Annotated in this window: 15 protein-coding genes; 5 read left to right on the top strand and 10 right to left on the bottom strand. The window is 65.3% G+C overall.

Translation table 11 applies throughout. The features are described 5' to 3' along the window. The first annotated feature begins 170 nt into the window (after positions 1 to 170). Complete coding sequence (locus PHD22_RS07780) at positions 171 to 1,043, top strand: AEC family transporter (RefSeq protein WP_299864660.1); 873 nt, start codon at positions 171 to 173, stop codon at positions 1,041 to 1,043. Between the two features lie 95 nt (positions 1,044 to 1,138). Here PHD22_RS07780 and PHD22_RS07775 read toward each other — a convergent pair whose 3' ends face one another. The 3 genes from PHD22_RS07775 to PHD22_RS07765 are packed head-to-tail and all read right to left on the bottom strand — an operon-like array spanning position 1,139 to position 3,344. Next, positions 1,139 to 1,540, bottom strand: a complete 402-nt coding sequence (locus PHD22_RS07775; protein WP_299864657.1) for an RNA-binding S4 domain-containing protein — start codon at positions 1,538 to 1,540, stop codon at positions 1,139 to 1,141. Beyond that, entirely contained in the window at positions 1,537 to 2,079 is a 543-nt protein-coding gene (locus PHD22_RS07770) for a response regulator transcription factor (protein ID WP_299864655.1), read from the bottom strand. The genes PHD22_RS07775 and PHD22_RS07770 overlap by 4 nt, the downstream gene beginning before the upstream one ends. Then, complete coding sequence (locus PHD22_RS07765) at positions 2,076 to 3,344, bottom strand: ATP-binding protein (protein WP_299864652.1); 1,269 nt, start codon at positions 3,342 to 3,344, stop codon at positions 2,076 to 2,078. The genes PHD22_RS07770 and PHD22_RS07765 overlap by 4 nt, the downstream gene beginning before the upstream one ends. Before the next feature lie 349 nt (positions 3,345 to 3,693). On the opposite strand from PHD22_RS07765, the gene PHD22_RS07760 reads away from it, so the two are divergent. Next, positions 3,694 to 3,900, top strand: a complete 207-nt coding sequence (locus tag PHD22_RS07760; RefSeq protein WP_299864649.1) for a cold-shock protein — start codon at positions 3,694 to 3,696, stop codon at positions 3,898 to 3,900. A gap of 332 nt (positions 3,901 to 4,232) precedes the next feature. Here PHD22_RS07760 and PHD22_RS07755 read toward each other — a convergent pair whose 3' ends face one another. The 7 genes from PHD22_RS07755 to PHD22_RS07725 form a co-directional block, all read right to left on the bottom strand. Further along, entirely contained in the window at positions 4,233 to 5,903 is a 1,671-nt protein-coding gene (locus PHD22_RS07755; protein ID WP_299864646.1) for a cation acetate symporter, read from the bottom strand. After that, on the bottom strand, positions 5,900 to 6,211 hold the full coding sequence (locus PHD22_RS07750; protein WP_299864643.1) for a DUF485 domain-containing protein: 312 nt from the start codon (positions 6,209 to 6,211) through the stop codon (positions 5,900 to 5,902). Before PHD22_RS07750 ends, PHD22_RS07755 begins: the two co-directional genes overlap by 4 nt. A 151-nt stretch (positions 6,212 to 6,362) precedes the next feature. Further along, positions 6,363 to 8,006 (bottom strand): electron transfer flavoprotein-ubiquinone oxidoreductase, encoded by a 1,644-nt coding sequence (locus tag PHD22_RS07745; protein WP_299864640.1) that lies wholly within the window; start codon positions 8,004 to 8,006, stop codon positions 6,363 to 6,365. A 96-nt stretch (positions 8,007 to 8,102) separates the two neighbouring features. Then, positions 8,103 to 9,893 (bottom strand): acyl-CoA dehydrogenase C-terminal domain-containing protein, encoded by a 1,791-nt coding sequence (locus tag PHD22_RS07740; RefSeq protein ID WP_299864637.1) that lies wholly within the window; start codon positions 9,891 to 9,893, stop codon positions 8,103 to 8,105. Positions 9,894 to 9,971: 78 nt separating this feature from the next. Continuing rightward, on the bottom strand, positions 9,972 to 10,910 hold the full coding sequence (locus PHD22_RS07735) for an FAD-binding protein (protein WP_299864634.1): 939 nt from the start codon (positions 10,908 to 10,910) through the stop codon (positions 9,972 to 9,974). 27 nt (positions 10,911 to 10,937) lie between these two features. Further along, positions 10,938 to 11,687, bottom strand: a complete 750-nt coding sequence (locus tag PHD22_RS07730; protein WP_299864631.1) for an electron transfer flavoprotein subunit beta/FixA family protein — start codon at positions 11,685 to 11,687, stop codon at positions 10,938 to 10,940. 21 nt (positions 11,688 to 11,708) lie between these two features. Beyond that, on the bottom strand, positions 11,709 to 13,349 hold the full coding sequence (locus tag PHD22_RS07725) for an acyl-CoA synthetase (protein WP_299864628.1): 1,641 nt from the start codon (positions 13,347 to 13,349) through the stop codon (positions 11,709 to 11,711). Between the two features lie 219 nt (positions 13,350 to 13,568). Here PHD22_RS07725 and PHD22_RS07720 point away from each other — a divergent pair, with 219 nt between their 5' ends. From PHD22_RS07720 to PHD22_RS07710, 3 genes are all read left to right on the top strand, one after another. Continuing rightward, the gene (locus PHD22_RS07720) at positions 13,569 to 15,635 is read left to right on the top strand and encodes a PAS-domain containing protein (RefSeq protein WP_299864625.1); all 2,067 of its coding nucleotides are present in this window, start codon (positions 13,569 to 13,571) and stop codon (positions 15,633 to 15,635) included. 17 nt (positions 15,636 to 15,652) lie between these two features. Further along, positions 15,653 to 16,372 carry a response regulator transcription factor gene (locus PHD22_RS07715; protein WP_299864622.1) on the top strand — a complete coding sequence of 240 codons (720 nt, stop codon included), beginning with the start codon at positions 15,653 to 15,655 and terminating at the stop codon, positions 16,370 to 16,372. Positions 16,373 to 16,459: 87 nt separating this feature from the next. Then, the gene (locus PHD22_RS07710) at positions 16,460 to 16,933 is read left to right on the top strand and encodes a copper chaperone PCu(A)C (RefSeq protein ID WP_366520699.1); all 474 of its coding nucleotides are present in this window, start codon (positions 16,460 to 16,462) and stop codon (positions 16,931 to 16,933) included. Positions 16,934 to 17,181 lie beyond the last annotated feature (248 nt).

Below are 17,181 nucleotides of genomic sequence, written 5' to 3'. Positions count from 1 at the left end.
GCAAGGTATGTGCTGTAACACGCAGTGAGATGGAAGAGGTGAGGGGGGCCGCGTAGCGGCCCTCTTCCTTTTTGAACACGCCTGGTTTCAAATGCCCTCACCCCTCACCCCTCACCCCTCACCCCTTACCCCTCACCCCTCACCCCTCACCCCTCACCCCTCACCGCCCCATGCTCCTGCGCATCATCTCCATCCTCTTTCCCCTGTTTGCCATCACGGCGATCGGTTTCCTGGTGGGGAGGCGGGCCAGGCCGGACCTGTCCCATGCCAACAAGCTGAACATGGATGTATTCGTGCCGGCCCTGGTCTTTGGCGCGCTGGCCAACAAATCCTTCCACATCACCGAGTTCCTGCCCCTGCTGGGGGCCACCCTGGCTGTGGTGATCGGCTCCGGCGTGGCTGGCTGGTGGGGGGCCAGGGCATTGGGGTACCAGCCCAGGACCTTCATGCCGCCGATCATGTTCAACAACTGCGGCAACCTGGGGCTTCCCCTGGCCGTGCTGGCCTTTGGCGACGATGCGCTGGCTCCGGCGGTGGTGATGTTCATGGTCTCCAACCTGCTGCATTTTTCCTACGGTGCCTGGCTGCTGGATCACCATATCCGTCTCGCCAGCGTCTGGAGGGTACCTTCCGTGCTGGCCACCCTGGCGGGTCTGGTGGTGGGGGTTGCTGGTGTCGAGATCTGGCCACCAGCGATGGTCGCGATCAAGATGCTCGGAGACATTTCCATTCCCTTGATGCTGTTTGCGCTGGGGGTACGCCTGACGGAGTCCCGGATTTCCGAGATCCGCCTGGGGGTGGTCGGAGCGGTAGCCCGGCCGGTCATCGGCATGGTGCTGGCGGTGGTGGTGATGCAGCTTGTTCCCCTGCCGGAGCGGGAGAGGGCCTTGTTGCTGGTGTTCGGTGCCCTGCCCCCGGCGGTGCTCAATTACATCTTTGCCGAGCGTTACGGTCAGGAGCCGGAAAAGGTGGCGTCCATGGTACTGATCGGCAATGTGGCTGCTCTGGCCTTCTTGCCCGTAGCCCTGGCCCTGGGGTTGTAGGGTGGCGGGCCTGTGCCTGCTTGCGTTTCCCGGCTCCTGGCCAGGGGTGACGCACAGCAGGCGCCCGATCCCGCGCGTGTTTGCATCCGACGGGTTCAGAAGTCGCCGCTGAAGCGCCCCATCTGGCGTCGGTCCCGTTTTGTGGGCCGGCCGTGGAGGTCGGCGCCGGGCGGGGCCGCCAGGCGGCGTTGCTCCCGCTGGGCTTCCCGGGCGGCAATGCTGTCCGGGGTTTCTTCGTAGAGGGCCTGGGCGATGGTGGCGCTGCCCCGCTTGTCAGCGATGCCTTTGACGATCACGCAGAAGCGGTTGTCGCCGATCTGGATGTCGATTCGGTCGCCCATCTTGACGTCACGGGCCGGCTTGACCCGTATTTCGTTGAGCTGGATCTTGCCCCCGTCCACGGCCTCGGTGGCCTGGGTGCGGTGCTTGAAGAAGCGGGCAGCCCAGAGCCATTTGTCGAGGCGGACGCGTGCATCAGGGTTTTCCGTGGGTTTCATTCCTTTGCCGGCCGTTTGGCCAGTTTCCGTTGAAGTGTACGACGGTGCATTTTAAGCGCTCGGGCGGTGGCGGAGATGTTTCCCTCGTTTTCGGCGAGCACGCGCTGAATGTGCTCCCATTCCAGCCGGTCCACCGACATCGGACCGGCGGAGACTTGATCGGCGATCACCACCTCGGTGGCATTCAGGGCCTTCAGGATCGCATCCACATCGGCGGGTTTGGCCAGATACTGGGTCGCCCCGAGCTTGATGGCATCCACGGTGGTGGCGATGCTTGCATATCCGGTGAGGACCAGGATCCGGCAGTCCGGATTGGCCGCCAGCAGGGGTTCAATCATGCGCAGTCCCGAGCTGCCGCCGATGTTGAGGTCCAGCACCACGTATTCGGGTTCATGGAGGCGGGCCAGGCTGAGGGCGGCTTCCGGGTCCTGGGCGCCGAACACGGTAAAGCCGCGTTGGCTCAGGGCGCGGGTCAGCACCCGGTTGAAGGCAGGGTCGTCGTCGATGACGAGGATGTGAGGAGCGTCCGGAGAGATCATGGATGGAGGCGGGCGAGGGGAAGGGTAAGGGTGACGATGGTGCCACCGCCGGGCCGGCGGTCGAAGTGGATCAGGCCCCCGCAGCGCTCCACTGCACCATAGGCCAGCAAGAGACCGATGCCGAGTCCGTCCCGGGCGCCATCGGGGGGAAAGCGTTCGGTGGGAGGCCGGAAATCGGCCGGCATGCCTGGGCCCCGGTCCAGTACCCGGACCTGAATTTCTCCCGCGCTGACACGGACTTCGCATTCGACCCCGTCGGGACTGGCGTCGGCGGCGTTGTTGATCAGGTTGTGGATGGCCTGTTCCAGGGTGGCATCGGCCACCAGTTCGGGCTCTGGTGTGCCGCAGTCCCAGCGTACGGACAGGGGCACGTGGGGCCGCAGGCTGCGCCAGCGTTCGATGATGCCGCGCAGCCAGGCTTCGGCAGCCAGGATCTCCCCTCCTTCGGCCCGCAGGCTGCCTGCCCGCAGGGTCAGGTTGCCCAGGATCGCCTTGCAGTGGGTGATCTGCTCTCCCAGCAGCTCGGCGTCGGCCCGGGTGTCCGGGTCCAGGGTCGGGTTGCGGGCCAGTTCGCCAGCGAGGATGGCCATGGTACCCAGGGGCGTTCCCAGCTCGTGGGCTGCTCCTGCTGCCAGGTTACCCAGGGCAACGATCCGTTCGTTGCGCAGGCGGGCTTCCCGGGCTTCCGCCAGGGCCTGATCCCGGCGGCGGATCGTGGCGGTCATGCGCACCACGTACCAGACGATCACCGCAGCGGAGAGCGCGAAGGTCAGCCACATGCCTGCCAGGTGCCAATGGACGGCCAGGCCCGAATCGTAGATGTCCAGCTGCTCGTTGAAATCCCAGAGGATTGAGTAGGCCGCCACCGCGAGCCCCGCCAGGGCCCAGGCGTAGGGGGCGCTCAGGCTGGCGGCACCAATCGCCACCAGGGGTAGCAGCAGTGAAATCAGAGGGTTGGTGGCTCCGCCCGTGTAATAGAGGAAGACGCTCCAGGCGCCCAGATCAATGGTCAGGTGCAGGAACAGCTCGGCCTGGCGAACTTTTGCAGGGTGGCGCAGGCGTGCCAGGGACAGCAGATGGATGATGACCAGGCCCGCAACAACCTGCAGCAAAGGCAATGCGGGAAGAGGAATGTCCAGTAGCCAGGGCACCGCCAGGATCACCAGGCTCATCCCGGCCACGGACCATCCGCGCAGGGCCAGCAGGCGACGCAGCGTGTCGGCCGAGCGGGAAAGGGAGGCGTGGGAGTGTGTCTGCAGGGGCATCGGGCAATTATCCCCGAAGCCGGGGCACGGGGGCCGACAGGCGGGGAGGGCGCAGCGGAGTCGGGGGCGTCTGTACGCCTGAAAATACTGTAGCGCGGAGTCTCCCGGCAGTGAATGTGGTGGATTGCCGCACTGGCCCCCGGATTTTTTGCATTTTGCGCAAATAATGTTTGCCTTAAGCCCGGATACAGTGCACAGTATGTCTCCGCGATCTTCAAGTAGTAGTGTTGTTGTTGTTGGTTCTGTACGCGCTTAACGCGGTCGTCTGGTCCTCATCACCCCGCCATCTTGAGCTTCGCCCTACCCTCGGGGCATGTCCCTGCAATTTTTTTATAAAAGGATATTCAACATGGCAAACGGTACCGTTAAGTGGTTCAATGACTCCAAAGGTTTCGGTTTCATCACCCCGGAAGCTGGCGGTGACGACCTGTTCGCTCACTTCTCCGCCATCCAGGGCAAGGGTTTCAAGACCCTGACCGAAGGCCAGCGCGTGACCTTCGACGTGGTCACCGGCCCGAAGGGCCTGCAGGCCGCCAACATCAACCCGGTGGCCTGAGCCTCCGCGGTCGTATCGCCGGTGCAGCCCACCGGCAGATAAAGAAAAGCCCGGTTATCCGGGCTTTTTTACGTTTACGCCCAGCATGGGCCCACTCCTGCGGGTGCAAGTCCCTTTGTGCGTTGGCAAGGCAAGTGTGTGGGCAGGCTTTGCCTGCACGCCGGGTGACGGGGGAAGGGCCCGGCCAGATGCGTTGGGCATCCCGCGATTCACACCGCACCTTCATCGGTACGATCCTCTCCGGCTGGCGGGTTGCCAGTGAAAAAAACGGGCGCCCGCAGGCGCCCGGAAATTCCTCGAGGGGGAGGAAGAAAAACCTTGTGTTCCTGTTCTTAGTGGGCGCTGGCGCTGGCTGCGCCGATGCCGGTCTGGGAACGCACGTACTGGTCGTCGAAGCCGGCCTTGTCGATCTTGGCCCGCGCGCTCGAGTCGGTGACCGAGAACAGCCAGGTGAAGAAGAAAGCCAGGGGCATCGAGAACAGGGCGGGTTGCTCGTAGGGGAAGATCGCTTCGGCATTGCCCAGCACCACCACCCACACGGCCTTGGACAGCACCACGAAGGTCACCGCCGAGATCAGGCCAGCCAGGCCGCCCAGCAGGGCGCCGCGGGTGGTCAGACCTTTCCAGTACATGGACAGGATCAGGATCGGGAAGTTGGTGGAGGCGGCGATGCCGAAGGTCAGGCCGACGAGGAAGGCGATGTTCTGCTTCTCGAACAGGATGCCCAGCAGCACTGCAACAACGCCGAGGCCGATGGTGGCGATCTTGGAGACGCGCATTTCCTGGGTTTCGCTGGCCGTTCCCTTGCAGATCACCCGGGCGTAGATGTCGTGGGCGATGGCGGAGGCACCCGCCAGGGCCAGCCCGGACACCACTGCGAGGATGGTGGCGAAGGCCACGGCGGACATGAAGCCGAGGAACAGGTTGCCGCCCACGGCCTTGGACAGGTGCATCACCGGCATGTTGCCGCCACCGATCATCTTGCCGGCGGTGTTGCCGCCTTCATAGAAGTCGGGGTTGGTGCCGACGATGGTGATCGCGATCAGGCCCAGGGCACACACGACCATGAAGAAGTAGCCGATGCAGCCGCTGGCCACGAACACGCTCTTGCGGGCCTCCTTGGCGTTCGGCACGGTAAAGAAGCGCATCATGATGTGGGGCAGGCCGGCGGTGCCGAACACCAGACCCAGGGACAGGGACACGGCAGTGACCGGATCAGCCATCAGCGAGCCCGGGCCCATGATCTTGATGCCGTCCTTGTGCACTTCCACGGCTTTCTTGGCGACGGTTTCCAGGCTGAAGCCAAACTCGCTCATCGACAGGAAGAGCAGCACGGTGCCGCCGAAGAGCATCAGGCAGGCCTTGATGATCTGCACCCAGGTGGTGGCGATCATGCCGCCGAAGGTCACGTAGATCACCATCAGGATGCCCACCACCACCACCGCGGTGGCGTAGTCGAGGCCGAACAGCAGCTTGATCAGCTGGCCGGCACCCACCATCTGCACGATCAGGTAGAAGCACACCACCGTCAGCGAGCCGAAGGCGGCAAAGGTCCGGATGGTGCCCTGGTCGAGGCGGTAGGAGGCGATGTCGGCAAAGGTGAATTTACCCAGGTTGCGCAGGCGCTCCGCCATCAGGAACAGGATCACCGGCCAGCCGACGAAGAAGCCGATGGCGTAGATGAAGCCGTCCAGCCCCTTCGAGAAGGTCATCGCCGACAGGCCCAGAAGGGTGGCTGCGGACATGTAGTCACCGGCAATGGCGAGGCCGTTCTGGAAGCCGGTGATGCCACCACCGGCGGTGTAGAAGTCGGCGGTGGACTTGGTGCGGCTGGCCGCCCAGTAGGTGATGCCCATGGTGGCCACCACGAACACGAAGAACATGCCGATGGCGGTCATGTTGAGGGGCTGCTTCTGGGCCACGCCGACGGCGTCGGCGGCAAAGGCGCCCGCGCTGGCCAGGGCCAGCAGTGCTGCGCCGAGGAGGTGCTTGCGGTGGGTCACTTGGAGGCCTCCCGGATGATCTCGTTGTTGATCTGGTCAAACTCGCCGTTGGAACGGCTGACGAACCAGCCGGTGAGCAGCCATGAGCCGATGATGATGGTGGCGCCGATGGGAACGCCGATGGTGAGCATGCCGCCTTCCGAGATGGGCGTGCGCAGCACGTCCGGGGCAAAGGCGACGAGCATCATCATGCCGTAGTAGGTGACCATAACGATGGCCGTGAGCAGGTAGGCAAAGCGGCTGCGCTTGCCCTCCAGCTCGGCGAAGCGGGGGTTGGCCCGCACTTTCTTGTAAATCTCCGCTGACATGGTTCCTCCTGGAAAGGTGACTTGAAAGGTCTCTTGGATTTTTTATGTTTGTAGGCCTGAGGTAGATGCTGTTCTCCCTCTGGTCCTGGATTACACAGATTACTGGCTGCCATCTCCGGCACCTTGAGGTGCTCTCGGTGGCCGCCAGCGATCACATGTTCGGGTAGTTGGGCCCACCGCCGCCTTCCGGCACGGCCCAGTCGATGTTCTGGGTCGGGTCCTTGATGTCGCAGGTCTTGCAGTGCAGGCAGTTCTGGGCGTTGATCTGCATGCGCGGACCGCTCGGGTCCTCGACGATTTCATACACGCCGGCCGGGCAGTAGCGGGTTTCCGGGGCGTTGTAGAGGGCCAGGTTGGTGCTGATGGGGACCGACGCATCCTTCAGGCGCAGATGGCAGGGCTGCTCCTCGGCGTGATTGGTGGCCGAGATGAACACCGACGACAGGCGGTCGAAGCTGATCTTGCCGTCGGGCTTCGGGTAAACGATGGGCGCGCACTCCGAGGCCTTCTTGAGCTGGGTGTGGTCGGCGTGGTGATGCAGGGTCCACGGGGCCCGGCCCTTCAGCAGGTAGGTGTCGATGGCGCTGTAGGCGATGCCGCCCAGGAGGCCCCAGCGGAAGCTCGGGCGGATGTTGCGCACCTGGTACAGCTCGTCCCACAGCCAGCTTTGCTTGAGGCGTTCGGGATAGCCGATGCATTCATGGCCGGTCTGGCCATCAACCGTGAGGTGGGCGAACAGGGCCTCGGCGGCCTCGATGCCCGACTTCATGGCCATGTGGGTGCCCTTGACCTTGGGCACGTTGAGGAAGCCCGCGGTGTCGCCGATCAGCAGACCGCCCGGGAAGGTGAGCCTGGGCACCGACTGGAAGCCGCCTTCATTGAGGGCGCGGGCGCCGTAGGAGATGCGCCGGCCGCCTTCGAAGAACGTGCGGATCTCCGGGTGGGTCTTGAAGCGCTGGAATTCCTCGTAGGGCGACAGATGCGGGTTGGAATAGTCCAGCCCGACCACGAAGCCCACGGCCACCTGGTTGTTTTCCAGGTGGTACAGGAAGGAGCCGCCATACACGTCGGTAGATACGGGCCAGCCCACGGTGTGCATGGTGAGGCCCTGCTGATGCACCTCGGGGCGCACCTCCCACAGCTCCTTGATGCCGATGCCGTAGGTTTGCGGGTCCACGCCCTCGCGCAGATTGAAGCGGGTGAACAAACCCTTGGTGAGGGAGCCACGGCAGCCTTCCGAGAAGACCGTCTGGCGCGCGTGGAGCTCGATGCCCGGTTGGTAGTTGGGACCGGGTTCGCCGTTCTTCTCGACGCCCATGTCACCGGTGGCGATGCCCTTTACCGAGCCACGCAGCTCGCCCTCTTGGTGGTACAGAACTTCGGAGGCGGCAAAGCCCGGGTAGATCTCGACGCCGAGGGCCTCGGCCTGCTCGCCCAGCCAGCGCACCACGTTGCCCAGGCTGACGATGTAGTTGCCGTCGTTGTGCATCTGGGGCGGGGTGGGCAGCTTGTAAGCCTTGTCGGTGGTGAGGAAGAGGAAGCGGTCCTCCGTCACCGGGGTGTTCAGCGGGGCGCCACGTTCCTTCCAGTCGGGAAACAGCTCTGCCAGCGCGCGGGGTTCGATGACCGCTCCGGACAGGATATGGGCGCCCACTTCGGAGCCTTTCTCCACGACGCACACCGAAAGCTCCGCACCGGCTTTTTCGGCCAGCTGTTTCAGGCGGATCGCTGCACTCAGCCCGGAGGGGCCGGCGCCAACGATCACCACGTCGTATTCCATCGCTTCACGGGTCATGCGGTCTGTCTCCGGAGAGGGGCGCGGGCGGATGACCCGCCCGGCGAGGGGTGTCTGGGGGTTGGGGCCGGAGTGGTCCGGCCCCAACAGGGCGGGTCAGAACAGGGCTTCTTCCAGGGCCAGCACGGCTTCGGCGCCGTTCACGATGGCGTCCCGGTAGCTGTTGGCTTCGGGAATCACGTGCTGGGCGAAGTAGGCTGCGGTTGCCATCTTGGCCTTGTAGAAGTCCCCATCGGCGTCGTTCAGACGACCTGCCGCGATCTGGGCGGAACGGGCCATCAGCCAGCCGCCGACCACGATGCCGGTAAGCTTGAGGAAGGGGACCGAGCCGGCATGGGCGGCCTGAGGATGGGCCTCGTAGTTGGCGAGCAGCCAGTGGGTGGCTTCATCCAGGGCGGCGATGCCGCTGCCGAGGGCATCTGCCAGAAGTTGCAGGGCCGGATCGTTGGCCGCGGTCAGGGCGCTGCGGGTCTCGGCGATGTCGGCGAGCAGCTGCTGCATGCTGGTGCCGCCTTCCCGGGCGGTCTTGCGGCCGATCAGGTCGTTGGCCTGGATCGCGGTGGTGCCTTCGTAGATGGTGATGATGCGTGCATCGCGCATGTACTGGGCGGCGCCGGTTTCCTCGATGAAGCCCATGCCGCCGTGCACCTGCACGCCGTTCCAGGTGATGCCCTGGGCATTTTCGGTGCACCAGCCCTTGACCACCGGGGTCAGCAGCTCGAGGCGGCGCTGGTTGGCAGCGCGTACGTCGGCGTCCGGGTGGCTCTTGGCCCGGTCCATGCAGCCCGCCACGTAGTAGGCGATGGCGCGGCCGGCTTCGGTGCGGGACTTCATGTCCATCAGCATGCGGCGCACATCGGGGTGATGCAGGATCGGCTTCTTCTCGCCGCTCTTGTCGCCGACGATCTTGCCCTGGATCCGCTCACGAGCGTAGTAGAGGGCGTGCTGGTAGCTGCGCTCGGACACGCCGACGCCTTCCAGGCCGACGTTCAGGCGGGCGTGGTTCATCATCGTGAACATGTACTCGAGGCCGCGGTTCGGCTCGCCCACCAGGTAGCCGATGGCGCCGCCCTTGTCGCCGAAGGACATGACGGCGGTGGCGCTGCCGTGGATGCCCATCTTGTGTTCGATGGAGGCACAGATCAGGTCATTGCGCTCGCCCAGGCTGCCGTCGGCATTGACCAGGAACTTGGGCGCGATGAACAGGGAGATGCCCTTCACGCCCGGGGGCGCGTCCGGCAGGCGGGCCAGCACGAGGTGGACGATGTTCTCGGCCATGTCGTGTTCGCCCCAGGTAATGAAGATCTTGGTGCCGCTGATGGCGTAAGTGCCATCGCCGCGGGGCTCGGCCTTGCTGCGGATGGCGGCCAGGTCGGAGCCGGCCTGGGGCTCGGTCAGGTTCATGGTGCCGGTCCACTTGCCGGACACCATGTTCGGCAGGTAGGTGGCCTTGAGCTCGTCGGAGCCATGGTGGGCGATGGCCTCGACCGCGCCCAGCGTGAGCATCTGGCACAGGGAGAACGAGATGCTGGCCGATTTCCACATTTCCAGTACGGCGGTGGACACCGTTACCGGCAGGCCCTGGCCGCCAAACTCGGTGGAGGCGGGCATGCCGTTCCAGCCGGTTTCACAGAAGGATGCGTAGGCTTCCTTGAAGCCGTCGGCGGTGGTGACCACGCCGTTGTTCCACTTGTTGCCCTGCTTGTCGCCCACCTTGTTGAGGGGGTCGACGACTTCGGAGGCAAACTTGCCTGCTTCATCGAGAATGGCCTCGACCAGGTCAGAGGCGACTTCCTCGTTGCCGGGCAGGCCGACGATCTCCTGCAGGCCGGCCAGTTCGTTCATGGCAAACAGCATGTCCTTTACGGGGGCGACATAGGTGCTCATGGTGGTTCCTTGCGAATTCGTTAAATGACGGGGTCAGGTAGGCTGTAGGGCCGGACTCATCCGGCCACCATACAGCGCTTAAAGGGCGGACACCAGTTGGGGCACGGCTTCAAACAGGTCGGCCACCAGTCCGTAATCGGCCACCTGGAAGATCGGGGCTTCCGGATCCTTGTTGATCGCGACGATCACCTTGGAGTCTTTCATGCCGGCCAGATGCTGGATGGCACCGGAGATGCCGATGGCGAGGTACAGCTGGGGGGCGACGATCTTGCCGGTCTGGCCTACCTGGTAGTCGTTGGGCACGTAGCCCGCATCCACGGCGGCCCGGGAGGCGCCCATGGCAGCGCCGAGCTTGTCGGCGAGGGGCTCGAGGACCGCCTTGTAGCTGTCGCCACTGCCCAGGCCACGACCGCCGGACACGATGATCTTGGCGGCGCCCAGTTCGGGACGGGCTGATTTGGTGAGTTCGCGGCCGACCAATTTGGACAAGCCCAGCTCGGCACCGGCGGCCAGGGGCTCGATGCTGGCTGAACCACCCGTTACGGCTGCCGCGTCGAAGGCCGTGGTGCGCACGGTGATGACCCTGATCGGATCGGATGATTTGACCGTGGCCAGGGCGTTGCCGGCGTAGATCGGACGCACGAAGGTGTCGGCGGACTCGATGGCGACGATGTCGGAAATCTGGGCCACGTCGAGGAGGGCGGCCACGCGGGGGAGTACGTTCTTGCCGTGGCTGGTGGCCGGGGCCAGAACGTGGCTGTAGCCGCCGGCCTTGACCACCTCCACCAGCAGGGCGGCCACGTTTTCGGCGCTCTGTTCGGCGTAGGCGGCGGCATCGGCCACCTTCACCTTGGTTACGCCCGCCACCTGGGCGGCGGCTTCGGCAGCGGCGCTGCAGCCGGCACCGGCCACCAGCACTTCGATGTCGGTCCCCAGCCGGGCTGCGGCAGTGACGGCGTTGAGGGTGGCAGCCTTGAGGCTGAGGTTGTCGTGTTCGGCGATGACGAGAATGGGCATGTGTTTGTCTCCGTGTCCTTCAGGCGTTCAGAGGGCCTTGGCTTCGTTCTTGAGCTTGTCCACCAGCTGGGCCACGTCGGCCACCTTGATGCCGGCGCTGCGGGCGGCGGGCTCGACCACCTTGAGCGTGCTGAGGCGGGGGCTCACGTCCACGCCCAGGTCGGCCGGCTTGACGGTCTCGAGGGGTTTCTTCTTGGCCTTCATGATGTTGGGCAGCGTGGCGTAGCGCGGCTCGTTGAGGCGCAGGTCGGTGGTGATCACCGCCGGCAGCGGCAGGGCCAGGGTTTCGAGGCCGCCGTCGATCTCGCGGGTGACCTGCACCTTGTCGCCGGCCAGTTCGACCTTGGAGGCGAAGGTGGCCTGGGGCCAGCCCAGCAGCGCGGCCAGCATCTGGCCGGTCTGGTTGGAGTCGTCGTCGATGGCCTGCTTGCCAAGGATGACGAGCTGGGGCTGCTCCTTGTCGACCAGCACCTTGAGCAGCTTGGCCACGGCCAGCGGCTGCAGGTCCACGTCGGATTCGACCAGGATGCCCCGGTCGGCGCCGATGGCCATCGCGGTGCGCAGGGTTTCCTGGCACTGGGCGACACCCGCCGAGACGGCGACCACTTCGGTGGCCTTGCCGGCTTCCTTCAGGCGCACGGCTTCTTCAACGGCGATCTCGTCGAAGGGGTTCATGGCCATCTTGACGTTGGCCAGCTCGACGCCGCTCTGGTCGGCCTTGACGCGGATCTTGACGTTGTAATCGACGACCCGTTTGATGGGAACGAGAATCTTCATGGCTGCTTGTCTCCGTTGGATTTATTCGATGGCCGAGCTGGATTTGGCCTGTTGACGCAGGACGAACTTCTGGATCTTGCCGGTGGAAGTCTTGGGCAGCACGCAGAATTCCACGTGCTTGGGCACCTTGTAGCGGGCCAGGTGCTCGCGGCAGTGGGCGACGATGTCGTCGGCGCTCACCTGGGCGTCTTCCTTGATCTCGATGTAGGCGGCCGGCACCTCGCCCCATTTCTCGTCGGGCTTGGCGACCACCGCGGCGGTCAGCACGGCCGGGTGACGGTAGAGCACTTCCTCGACCTCGAGGGAGGAGATGTTCTCGCCGCCGGAGATGATCACGTCCTTCGAGCGGTCCTTGATCTTCACATAGCCGTCCGGGTGCAGCACGGCCAGGTCGCCCGTGTGGAACCAGCCGCCGGCGAAGGCTTCCTCAGTGGCCTTCTCGTTCTTGAGGTAGCCCTTCATCACCAGGTTGCCGCGGAACATGATCTCGCCCATGGTCTCGCCGTCGGCAGGCACCGGCTCCATGGTCTCCGGGTCGAGCACGGTGATGGCTTCCTGCATGTGGTAGCGCACGCCCTGGCGCCCGTTGCGCTCGGCGCGCTGGGCGATCGGCAGTTCATCCCACTCCGGGTGCTTGGCGCACACCGAGGCCGGGCCGTAGGTTTCGGTCAGACCATACACATGGGTGATGTCGAAGCCGATGCGCTCCATGCCCTCGATGATCGCGGCCGGGGGCGCAGCGCCGGCGATCAGGGCCGACACCTTGTGCCCGATCCCGGCGCGCAGGCCTTCGGGCGCGTTGATGAGCATGCCATGGACGATGGGTGCGCCACAGAAGTGGGTGACCTTGTGCTCGCGGATCAGCTCGTAGATCAGCGCCACATCCACCTTGCGCAGGCACACGTTGACGCCGGCGTTGGCGGCCAGGGTCCAGGCGAAGCACCAGCCGTTGCAGTGGAACAGCGGCAGCGTCCACAGGTACACGGCGTGCTGCGGCATGCCCCAGCTGATGATGTTGGAGGCCGAGTTGAGGTAGGCGCCGCGGTGGTGGAAGACCACGCCCTTCGGGTTGCCGGTAGTGCCCGAGGTGTAGTTGAGGGCGATCGGGTCCCACTCGTCGGCGGGCAGCGTCCAGGCGTAGTCGGGGCTGGCGTCGGCGAGGAAATCCTCGTATTCGATCTCCCCCAGGCGGGTGGTGCCCGGATACTCGGCATCCAGGGCGTCGATCACCAGGGGCCTGGGGCCTTCCAGCAGCGCCAGGGCCGCCTCGATGGTGGTAGCGAACTCCGGATCGGTGATCAGGACCTTGGCTTCACCGTGGGTGAGCATGAAGGCGATGGCTTCCGGGTCCAGGCGGGTGTTCAGGGTGTTGAGCACGGCGCCGGTCATCGGCACGCCGAAGTGGGCCTCCACCATGGCCGGCACGTTGGGCAGCATCACCGCCACCGTGTCGCCCCGGCCGACACCCTTGCGGGCGAGGGCGCTGGCCAGGCGGCGGCAACGGGCGTAGGTTTCGCCCCAGGTGAAGCGCCGGCTGCCGTGCACCACGGCGAGCCGGTTGGGGTAGATCTGGGCGGTACGCTCGATGAATGACAGCGGGGACAGGGGCACGTAGTTGGCTGCGCACTTGTCCAGACCGCGGTCGTACGGGGAATTCGACACTATTTCTCTCCTCCTGCATTGGATCGCCACGACGGGTGAGGCGGTGGCTCTCGGGCCTTTTCCCCTTGGAGGCATCCGTAACGGATTGCCGGGGATTGGAAATGAGGTTCGCAAATAACCTTGTCGGAAGTTTCGTCAAATTGTACTGAATGTTGTCCGGGTGAAATCCATCCCCGCCGGCTGGCTAGAATCCAGCAAAACGAGCACCTTGGAGTAGGCATGAAGGGCAAGCAGGAGAAGGCCGGACTGGAGTGTGAGGCGCAGGACGATGCCCTCTCCTGTTACCGGCGTTACCGGGAAATGCTGGGGGCAGGGCTGGACCTGCTCGACCAGGGCGTGACGGTTTTCGATGCCGACCTGAAAATGGTGGCCTGGAACGCCACCTTCCTGCGTCTGCTGGATTTTCCCGACAGCCTGGCCCGGCCGGGGGTGTCCTTCGAGGACTTCATCCGCTACAACGCCGAGCGGGGCGACTACGGCCCTGGCGATCCGGCGCAGCAGGTGGCCGAGCGGGTGGCCCGGGCCCGCAGCTTCCAGCCCCATACCACCGAGCGGGTGCGGCCCAACGGGCAGGTCCTGTTGATCCGTGGTTTTGCGCTGCCTCACCAGGGTTTCATCACCCTTTACACCGACGTTACCGAGCAGCGTCGCACCCAGGCCCAGATCGCCCGCCACCAGGCGGAGCTGGAGGCCCACATCCGCCAGCGTACCGAGGCGCTGATCCGCGCCAATGCGGAGCTCACGGCAGCCATCGACTCCAACCGGGAAATCACCCAGGCCCTGCGCCGCAGCGAGCAGCGCCTGCGGGAGATCACCGACGCCATCCCTGCGGCGATCGCCTATTTCGACCGGGACTGGGTGTACCGCTACGCCAACAAGGGCTACGCCGAATGGTTTGGCTGGTCGGCTGACCAGGTGGAAGGGCGGCACATCCGGGACGTTACCGGCCAGGAGGTCTTTGCCGTGGTGGAAGCCGATGTGGCCAGGGCCCTCGGTGGCGAGCCCGTCACCTACGAATACCAGCTCACCGGTCGCGATGGCAGCCCGGCGCGGGCCCGCAGCACCCTGGTGCCGGACATTGCCCCTGACGGCAGGGTGCTGGGCTGCTACGTACACTCGGTGGATGTCACCGAGCAGCGCCGCACCCAGGCTGCCCTGGCCCAGGCCCAGAAGATGGAAGCCATCGGCCAGCTCACCGGCGGCCTGGCCCACGACTTCAACAACATGCTGACGGTGGTGATCGGCAACCTGGTGGCTCTCAAGGAGAACCACCCCGACGACCCCCTCACCGAAAATTTCGTCGAGCCGGCCATGCACGCTGCCAACCGGGGCGCCGAGCTGATCCGCCGCCTGCTCGGTTTTGCCCGGCGCCAGCCCCTGGAGCCCAGGCCGGTGGAGGTGAATGAGCTGATCCTCGGCATGTCCAAGCTGATCCGGCGCAGCCTGCCGTCCACCATTGCGGTCAGCACTGCCAGCCGGGAGCCCTGCCTGGTGGCCATGGTGGATGCCCACCAGCTGGAAAACGCCCTGCTCAACCTGGCCCTCAACGCCCGCGATGCGATGCCCAACGGCGGCGAGCTGCGCATCGAGTCCTCCCCGGAGCATCTGAGCGTCCATGCGGCGGCCGACCTGGAAGTGCCTCCCGGAGACTATGTCCAGATCGCGGTCAGCGACAACGGCATGGGTATGGATGGCAGTACCCTGGCCCGGGTCTTCGAGCCTTTTTTCACCACCAAGCAGTTCGGCCTGGGCAGCGGCCTGGGCATGTCCATGGTGTATGGCTTCACCAAGCAGTCCGGCGGCGGGGTGCGTATCCGCAGCCGCCAGGCCCGGGGCACCACGGTGGCCCTGCTCCTGCCGCGGGTGGAAGAGGAAGCCTCGGAGACGGTGCTGCCCACCGGCAGCGAGGTGGCCGAGGTCGATCTGGCGGGCAAGCTGGTCCTCCTCGCGGAGGATGATGCGGACGTACGCACCGTGGTGCGGATGCAGCTCTCCGAACTGGGCTGTGCCGTGGTGGAAGCCGAAAATGGCGCCGAGGCGGCCGACATGGTGGAGAACATTCCGGCCATCGCACTCGTCATTTCCGACGTGGTGATGCCCGGCGTCATGGACGGGCGGGCCCTGGCCCGCTTTGTCCGGCGTTTCCGCCCTGAATTGCCGATGGTACTGATGAGCGGCTTCGCCGAATCCCAGTCCGGTCTGGACCAGGACGTGAATCTGCCCTTGCTGGCCAAGCCCTTCAGCCGCGACAAACTGCTGGCGGCCTTGTGTCCGCTGCGCGCTTAGGCCAAGCTTGCTTCGCCATGTCAACCACACGCACCCCCGAACTCATTTACGTGGTCGAGGATGAGGCGGCGATCGCCCGCCTGATCGCCGACACCCTGGAAAAATTCGGCTACAAGGCCGAGCTGTTCCGTACCGCGGAGGCCTTCTTTCACGGTTTGCGCCACACGGTTCCTGAACTGGTCATCCTCGACCTGGGCCTGCCCGACATGGATGGCATGACCGTCCTGCAGCAGCTCCGGGGCAAGCATGCCTGCGGCCTGCTGGTGGTGACCGGCCGCAGCGATACCTACGACCGGGTGATGGGCCTGGAACTGGGTGCCGACGATTATGTGATCAAGCCCTTCGAGCCCCGGGAGCTGATTGCCCGGGTGCGCAGCATCCTGCGCCGCTACCCGGGGGCCGTGGTGATGCCCGCCGATCCCGCTACCCGGGTCGCCGAATTTGCGGGCTGGCGCTTCGAGCCAGGCAGCAACACCCTGACCAGTCCGTCGGGGGAGCAGGAGACCCTCAGCACTGCCGAGGCCCAACTGCTCTCGGTGCTGCTGGCCCATCCCAACCACATCCTGACCCGGGAGCAGCTCCTGGGGGGGCGCGATGTGTCTGCCCTGGACCGCAGCATCGATCTGCGGATCTCCCGCCTGCGCCGCCGTTTCGAGGAAAACCCCCAGCATGCCAAGCTGATCAAGACGGTGTATGGCGCTGGTTACCTGCTGGCCGCCACGGTCAGCTGGTCCTGAGCCGCGCTGCGGCAAATGGTCGCATTCGCCCGCCCGGCGGGGGAAAGCCGCGTTAAGCTCCGGGCGTTCAATACAAGGAGTCCTGCCGTGAGTTTGATCCGCAAGATTGCCGGGCTGGCGCTGGCCAGCCTGTCCGTGAGTGCCGTCCAGGCTGCTGACCTCGAAGTGACCCAGCCCTGGGTGCGGGGCACCGTGGCCAGCCAGAGAGCCACCGGTGCCTTCATGCAGCTGAACAGCAAGGGTGGAGTGACCCTTGTGGGGGTAGCCAGTCCGGCGGCCAGCGTGGTGGAGCTCCACGAAATGGTGATGGACAAGGACGTGATGAAGATGCGCCCCGTGCCCCGTCTGGACGTGCTGCCCGGCAAGCCCCTGGAGCTCAAGCCCGGCAGCTACCATGTCATGCTGATCGACCTCAAAAAGCCCCTGGCCAAGGGCGAGGTCGTGCCCATCACCCTGACGGTGGAAGGCCAGGGCAAGAAGGTGGAGTCCGTCGAGGTGAATGCCCTGGTGCGGGAGCTGACCGCTCCCCCGATGATGGATCACAAGCATCACCCTCACTGAGGGGATCGATCCCCGGGGGCACAGGTCTCCGGGAGACCGCACCGACACCTCCCGCCCCATGACGGCGGGCTTCGTCGGTCATTGAGTCTGCCACTGCGGTCGAACGGGCTGCTCCACAGGAAGTGCCTCCGGCCTGCGTCGATCAGGGCTACACCGGCCAGAACCCCACCGCGCCCGCGATTACGAGCGGCCGCCCGAAACCCTGGCCGGAGTGCCCTATCTGACCTTCACCTGACCGCACATGCCTT

Source organism: Zoogloea sp. (genome assembly GCF_028693495.1).
Lineage (GTDB): Bacteria > Pseudomonadota > Gammaproteobacteria > Burkholderiales > Rhodocyclaceae > Zoogloea.
This window is presented reverse-complemented; position numbering and strand designations above follow the sequence as displayed.

Excerpts from the sequence above, each read along its gene's own strand:
- PHD22_RS07750 (WP_299864643.1), bottom strand. The coding sequence starts at position 6,211 with ATGTCAGCGGAGATTTACAAGAAAGTGCGGGCCAACCCCCGCTTCGCC.
- PHD22_RS07770 (WP_299864655.1), bottom strand. The coding sequence starts at position 2,079 with ATGATCTCTCCGGACGCTCCTCACATCCTCGTCATCGACGACGACCCT.
- PHD22_RS07740 (WP_299864637.1), bottom strand. The coding sequence starts at position 9,893 with ATGAGCACCTATGTCGCCCCCGTAAAGGACATGCTGTTTGCCATGAAC.
- PHD22_RS07715 (WP_299864622.1), top strand. The coding sequence starts at position 15,653 with ATGTCAACCACACGCACCCCCGAACTCATTTACGTGGTCGAGGATGAG.
- PHD22_RS07775 (WP_299864657.1), bottom strand. The coding sequence starts at position 1,540 with ATGAAACCCACGGAAAACCCTGATGCACGCGTCCGCCTCGACAAATGG.
- PHD22_RS07765 (WP_299864652.1), bottom strand. The coding sequence starts at position 3,344 with ATGCCCCTGCAGACACACTCCCACGCCTCCCTTTCCCGCTCGGCCGAC.
- PHD22_RS07720 (WP_299864625.1), top strand. The coding sequence starts at position 13,569 with ATGAAGGGCAAGCAGGAGAAGGCCGGACTGGAGTGTGAGGCGCAGGAC.
- PHD22_RS07745 (WP_299864640.1), bottom strand. The coding sequence starts at position 8,006 with ATGACCCGTGAAGCGATGGAATACGACGTGGTGATCGTTGGCGCCGGC.
- PHD22_RS07735 (WP_299864634.1), bottom strand. The coding sequence starts at position 10,910 with ATGCCCATTCTCGTCATCGCCGAACACGACAACCTCAGCCTCAAGGCT.
- PHD22_RS07780 (WP_299864660.1), top strand. The coding sequence starts at position 171 with ATGCTCCTGCGCATCATCTCCATCCTCTTTCCCCTGTTTGCCATCACG.
- PHD22_RS07730 (WP_299864631.1), bottom strand. The coding sequence starts at position 11,687 with ATGAAGATTCTCGTTCCCATCAAACGGGTCGTCGATTACAACGTCAAG.
- PHD22_RS07760 (WP_299864649.1), top strand. The coding sequence starts at position 3,694 with ATGGCAAACGGTACCGTTAAGTGGTTCAATGACTCCAAAGGTTTCGGT.